This window comes from Bartonella sp. OT172YNZD, assembly GCF_042193725.1.
GTDB lineage: Bacteria > Pseudomonadota > Alphaproteobacteria > Rhizobiales > Rhizobiaceae > Bartonella > Bartonella grahamii_A.
The window spans coordinates 1-4,693 of the sequence record NZ_JBHILZ010000034.1; the positions used below are offsets into that span (position 1 = coordinate 1).

8 protein-coding genes are annotated in these 4,693 nt (G+C 35.0%); 6 read left to right on the forward strand and 2 right to left on the reverse strand.

Going from position 1 to position 4,693, the window contains the following annotated elements; all coding sequences use genetic code 11:
* Positions 1-145 precede the first annotated feature (145 nt).
* Together ACFIJS_RS08535 and ACFIJS_RS08540 are read right to left on the reverse strand one after the other, a co-directional pair.
* Positions 146-511, reverse strand: coding sequence for a hypothetical protein (locus ACFIJS_RS08535; protein ID WP_375651160.1), 366 nt, complete (start codon positions 509-511; stop codon positions 146-148).
* A gap of 18 nt (positions 512-529) precedes the next feature.
* The gene (locus ACFIJS_RS08540) at positions 530-781 is read right to left on the reverse strand and encodes a helix-turn-helix transcriptional regulator (protein WP_375651162.1); all 252 of its coding nucleotides are present in this window, start codon (positions 779-781) and stop codon (positions 530-532) included.
* A 109-nt stretch (positions 782-890) separates the two neighbouring features.
* Between ACFIJS_RS08540 and ACFIJS_RS08545 the strand changes: the two genes are divergently transcribed.
* The 6 genes from ACFIJS_RS08545 (at position 891) to ACFIJS_RS08570 (ending at position 4,535) form a co-directional block, all read left to right on the forward strand.
* Positions 891-1,508: a helix-turn-helix transcriptional regulator gene (locus tag ACFIJS_RS08545; protein ID WP_375651164.1), complete on the forward strand. Its 618-nt coding sequence runs from the start codon at positions 891-893 to the stop codon at positions 1,506-1,508.
* 157 nt (positions 1,509-1,665) lie between these two features.
* Positions 1,666-2,040, forward strand: coding sequence for a hypothetical protein (locus ACFIJS_RS08550; protein WP_375651166.1), 375 nt, complete (start codon positions 1,666-1,668; stop codon positions 2,038-2,040).
* A gap of 65 nt (positions 2,041-2,105) precedes the next feature.
* Complete coding sequence (locus tag ACFIJS_RS08555; protein ID WP_375651168.1) at positions 2,106-2,468, forward strand: antA/AntB antirepressor family protein; 363 nt, start codon at positions 2,106-2,108, stop codon at positions 2,466-2,468.
* A 15-nt stretch (positions 2,469-2,483) separates the two neighbouring features.
* Complete coding sequence (locus ACFIJS_RS08560) at positions 2,484-2,876, forward strand: Rha family transcriptional regulator (protein WP_375651169.1); 393 nt, start codon at positions 2,484-2,486, stop codon at positions 2,874-2,876.
* A gap of 9 nt (positions 2,877-2,885) precedes the next feature.
* The gene (locus tag ACFIJS_RS08565) at positions 2,886-3,644 is read left to right on the forward strand and encodes an antA/AntB antirepressor family protein (RefSeq protein ID WP_375651171.1); all 759 of its coding nucleotides are present in this window, start codon (positions 2,886-2,888) and stop codon (positions 3,642-3,644) included.
* Positions 3,645-4,004: 360 nt separating this feature from the next.
* A complete protein-coding gene (locus ACFIJS_RS08570) occupies positions 4,005-4,535 on the forward strand; it encodes an antA/AntB antirepressor family protein (protein WP_375651173.1) in 531 nt (176 codons plus the stop codon).
* The last annotated feature ends 158 nt before the right edge of the window (positions 4,536-4,693 follow it).

Consider the following 4,693-nt stretch of genomic DNA (forward strand, 5'->3'; position numbering starts at 1 on the left):
TAGATCAAGACATAAAATGGTTTGTGCGTTAGTGATCATAATCCCCCCTTAAGGCTGTTGTGTGTTTATGCGTGCGTCATGACAGAGCGCGTAGTCATAAGTTTAAAAAAATGAACTCACTCAATTTAGACACACACTGCATGCCTTATCTAACTGCACTAACTGAATGTGTAGATCGATTGTATTTCTGTAAACTATCTATGAAACGTTTTTTGAAACCATATGCGTTACTATATGTCTTTATGGACAATGAAGATCCTAAAGCACTTTTAGCTATTAAATTATCATTTTCATCAAGAGAAAAATCCCAATCAGAATCGCTAAAAACAATTGTGCTGCCATCTGGAAAATGCATTTCTTTTGTAAAATCTTCTAAAATGTGAAAAGTATAATATGAACTTTGCAACACCTTTGTAGAGCTTTGCATTTTTTTATAAGAGACATAAAAGCCAGCAAAAAACATGATTACATTGACTATAAAAAACACAATCATCGTTGCGAAACTGTCCATTTTTATTTTCTTTCTTCTTTAAGAATGTGAAGGGTACTGTTGCTGTTCATTATTATCTGTATGAGCAGCAATAAAAGCAGAACTAGAGCTAGAACTATCCTTCAACTTTTGCAGCTTTAGATAATTTATTACGGAGATAGATCCTCTTTTTTCCCACTTGCAAACAGCTGCTTGAGTTACACCAAGCATTTTCGCCATTTCTGATTGTGTCCAATTAAATTTGCCCCGTATTGACTTAGTCAAATTCTTAAAATCTTCTCGTTGATCCATTTACAAGCTCCAATTACAGCTTTGTCTTATTATATTCATATAATTATAGTTATATAAAGTCAATGAAATTTATCTTTATCAACGATAAAAAAATAAGGTAAGCAGAAGTATGAGTAATAAATCTAATATCATAAGCATATTAAAAAAGATTTTGACCGAGTTTAACTTAACGCAAGAAGATGTAGCCAAACGGCTAAACGTAACACAAGCTTCAGTGTCTAAGTGGTTAAAAGATTCTGATCCACGCGGCTCTAATCGGGATGCCATTTTAGAATTATATAAAGAACTAACAGGGGACAATCACTTAACAACTTTTGTCCCTCTTATGGGATATATTGGGGCAGGAACACAGATAGATCCAAGTTTTGAACAAATCCCTGAAGATGGTCTTGAACAAGTAGAAATTCCTTTTGCTTTACCTGATGATATGGTTGCTTTTGAAGTTAAAGGAGATTCTATGATTCCAGCCTATAAAGATGGAGATATGGTTATCGTAAGACGGCGCCAAATTAAAACAATAGAATCCTTTTTTGGCAAAGAAGCCGTTATTTTAACACATGATAATAAAAGATATATAAAGCAGATTAGCAGGGGCATGAATGGTGAAATAGATCTGCTTTCTTGGAATGCCTTACCTATTAAGAATGTTAAAATTGTGTGGGTTGGAGAAATATTTGCTATTTTGCCAATAAGTTCTTACAGCAAGATGATTCGGACTTATCGCTAATTATCCTCCCCTCTTATTCAGCAAGATATTATAATATTTTTTATAAAAAATATAACTTTTTATAATTTTTTGCTTGCTGTTTTATAATTATAGTTATATAAGTAATTATACAAACCACGCACAAACAATCGCCAAGAGTCGTTAGGGAGGAGAAATTATGGAAAATCCAATTCTTATAAATTCTGATGAAATTTTATTAGTTGTCTATAATGATGATCAAAACATTGGTCGGTCGGGACCACTGGATGAAAGCCAAGTTCTAAAAATTATTGACGAGGCAGATGATGCACTCCAAATCTTTCGCATCAATCCTTGTGAAAAAAGTTGCGAAGACATTTCTGAAGAGGTCGCAGAAGCATATGTAAAAGAAAATATCGAACATCTCGATGAGGATAGTGAGGTTCATTATTTTATATGCGAAAGTGCTGTTTACAATAAACTTTTAGGCGAGATCGCAAACGAAAAATATAATGATGAGATTTACGGTACTTACGAACAGCAACACCGTTTGCGCCCATGTGATGTGCTTTAAAAATTCTTAAGGGCGCATTTAAAAGCGCCCCCTTTAATCCATCAATAATTAATTAGAGTAAACTCATGAACACACATGACACTAATAAAGATAGTGAAGGATATCTTATACCTGAAAACGAGGTAGACAACAAAATCGGTTATGTCCAAATGGTCAAAGCCCATGTAATGCATAGGCACTTACATTTGAAACAAGATTTTTCCACTTGGTTTAACGATTGTGTTGAAAAGTTTGATCTAAAAGAAGGCGTGGATTTTGTTTTTACAAAACAAGAATGGAACAGACAGAAGATTTGTCCAAAATCTGAAATAGAAACAGATAAAACTGATAATCATTACTTCAAAATTCACGCAGCAAAGAAAATCGCTAAAGCAGAACGCCATAGAAACCTAGGCATAATATTATACCAAAATTTGTGTTTTCATTAATTAAAGAGGTGAAGCATGCATAATTTTATCACAAAATCTAAAAATAATTTTCAAAACACAACAGTTCAAACGATGTCTAGTCGTGAAATTGCAGAGTTATGCGGTAAAAGACATGGTTATGTAATGCGAGATATTCGTAAACTATTTAGCGAACTTAAAATCGACCTGAGTAATTTTGCTGGATTATACAAAGATTCAACAGGTCGTACTCTTCCTTGTTACCATCTTCCTAAACGTGAATCTCTTATTGTCATTTTAGGTTATAACACTGTGTTACGCGCAAAAATCATAGATTATTGGAAAAAATTAGAAGAGCAAGCAGCTAATCCCCAAATCGATTTTTCGAGACCTGAAATACGAGCAGCTATCATGATGCATCTTAAAAATAAAATTAAACAGACTGCATAGGAGTTCATCATGAACACTCTCATAGAGATTAAAGAACAAATCATTGATCAGGAAATAGTTCAAACAGTAAATGCACGTGATCTGCATGCATTCTTAGAGCCAAAACGTGACTTTTCCAATTGGATTAAGGACCGTATTACCAGATACAATTTTATAGAAGGACAAGACTTTGTAAAAACACAAGATTTGCGGTCGCCAAATTTGGCGAGCGCAAAATCTAGGGCTGTTATCGCGATTAACTACTATCTCACACTCGATAGAGCCAAAGAACTTTCTATGCTTGAGAACAATCAGAAAGGGAGAGAAGCCCGTTTATACTTTATCGAATGTGAAAAGCGTGTAAAGCAAGTAGTAACACCACAAATCGACTATTCAAGTCCAAAGGCTATGATTGGCTTTTTGAATTACCTACAAGGTCAAATAGATCAAAAAGACACCATCATTGAAGATTTAACACCAAAAGCCATGGCTCTTGAAAGCTTACAATGTCACAACGGACTCTTCGGTCTTACAGAAGCTGCTAAAATACTCGAGATGCAACCAAAACAGTTCATTCAATTTTTACAGAAAAAAGGTTGGGTTTACCGGCGTGCAGCAGGTGGAAATTTGCTTCCTTATCAAGACAAAATTCAAAAGAAACTTATGGATTGTCCAACCATTACACTTCAAACCGCAAGTGGAATAGAAAAGGTCATTCCTTGCGCAAAAATCACAGCAAAAGGAATTGGTGTGCTGTCTCAAGAGCTTAAAAGACAAAGCATGCATTAAGAGGCTATTGTTATGAATAAAAAATACGAATTAACTGATGAAATCGATATGATTTATTTGCGTCAACTTTTTAATTTTTTAATTGACAATATACTATCAGTATGTCTATTGTCGAATCAGGTGCTTGAAAAACACCTTAGATGCATAGCGGATGAAATGCCGAAACAGTTTATTTTCCGCACATTAAAGGCTTTGACTCATTGTATGTTATACGCATATAATGGCTTTGTCGGGTGTAGTTACGCTATACAATACTCTTTAGGGGAAAAGCGTAACGACGGACTATGCACCGTGTTTTTCAGCACCCGGCATCCTTTATTGGATGTCAATGAAAAACATCTAACTGCATAGGAGTTCATTATGAACATTCTTATAAAAATTACAGAGCAAATCATTGATCAGGAAACTGTTCAAACCGTTAATGCACGCGAATTGCATACATTTTTAGAAGTAGGTCGCGACTTTACGACATGGATTAAAAACCGCATAAAAACATATAAATTTGTTCACACAAAAGACTATATTCTAACGTTCCCCAAAACGGGGGAGCGTCAAAATGTAAACATGAGAGAGTACCATCTCACATTAGACATGGCGAAAGAGCTCTCAATGGTCGAACGCAATGAGAAAGGACGTCAAGCACGCCGTTACTTTATTGAATGTGAGAAGAAACTAAGAAGCCAAGCGGTTGATTATGATCATGATACACGCTTTGATTTGCCAAGTTATTGGGAAGGTATGAACGCTGGTGAAAAAGTTTTGTATCTTCTGGATCCAATTCATGTTCGTCTTCTTGATGCCTTCAGAGTGGATGAAGAGAACAGAAAATATAAAGCCCTCATTAAAGAAGCAAAACAGGTCTTAGAAAAATCTGTTACGAAAGCCGCTTAGTTTAAAAAAAGATCTCATTTCCTCGTCTTTTCAGACGGGAAGGTGGTCAATATCACACAGTCTCTAGAAACAAAATTTTAACAACAAAAACAAAGATTTTAGAACATGCGTGATTCACGCTACGGGGGAATTGCGCTCAAATAGGAGGAAATCAAGAT

Coding starts and splice junctions, on each gene's coding strand:
- ACFIJS_RS08535 (WP_375651160.1), bottom strand. CDS start 511: ATGGACAGTTTCGCAACGATGATTGTGTTTTTTATAGTCAATGTAATC.
- ACFIJS_RS08540 (WP_375651162.1), bottom strand. CDS start 781: ATGGATCAACGAGAAGATTTTAAGAATTTGACTAAGTCAATACGGGGC.
- ACFIJS_RS08565 (WP_375651171.1), top strand. CDS start 2,886: ATGAACACTCTCATAGAGATTAAAGAACAAATCATTGATCAGGAAATA.
- ACFIJS_RS08555 (WP_375651168.1), top strand. CDS start 2,106: ATGAACACACATGACACTAATAAAGATAGTGAAGGATATCTTATACCT.
- ACFIJS_RS08560 (WP_375651169.1), top strand. CDS start 2,484: ATGCATAATTTTATCACAAAATCTAAAAATAATTTTCAAAACACAACA.
- ACFIJS_RS08570 (WP_375651173.1), top strand. CDS start 4,005: ATGAACATTCTTATAAAAATTACAGAGCAAATCATTGATCAGGAAACT.
- ACFIJS_RS08545 (WP_375651164.1), top strand. CDS start 891: ATGAGTAATAAATCTAATATCATAAGCATATTAAAAAAGATTTTGACC.
- ACFIJS_RS08550 (WP_375651166.1), top strand. CDS start 1,666: ATGGAAAATCCAATTCTTATAAATTCTGATGAAATTTTATTAGTTGTC.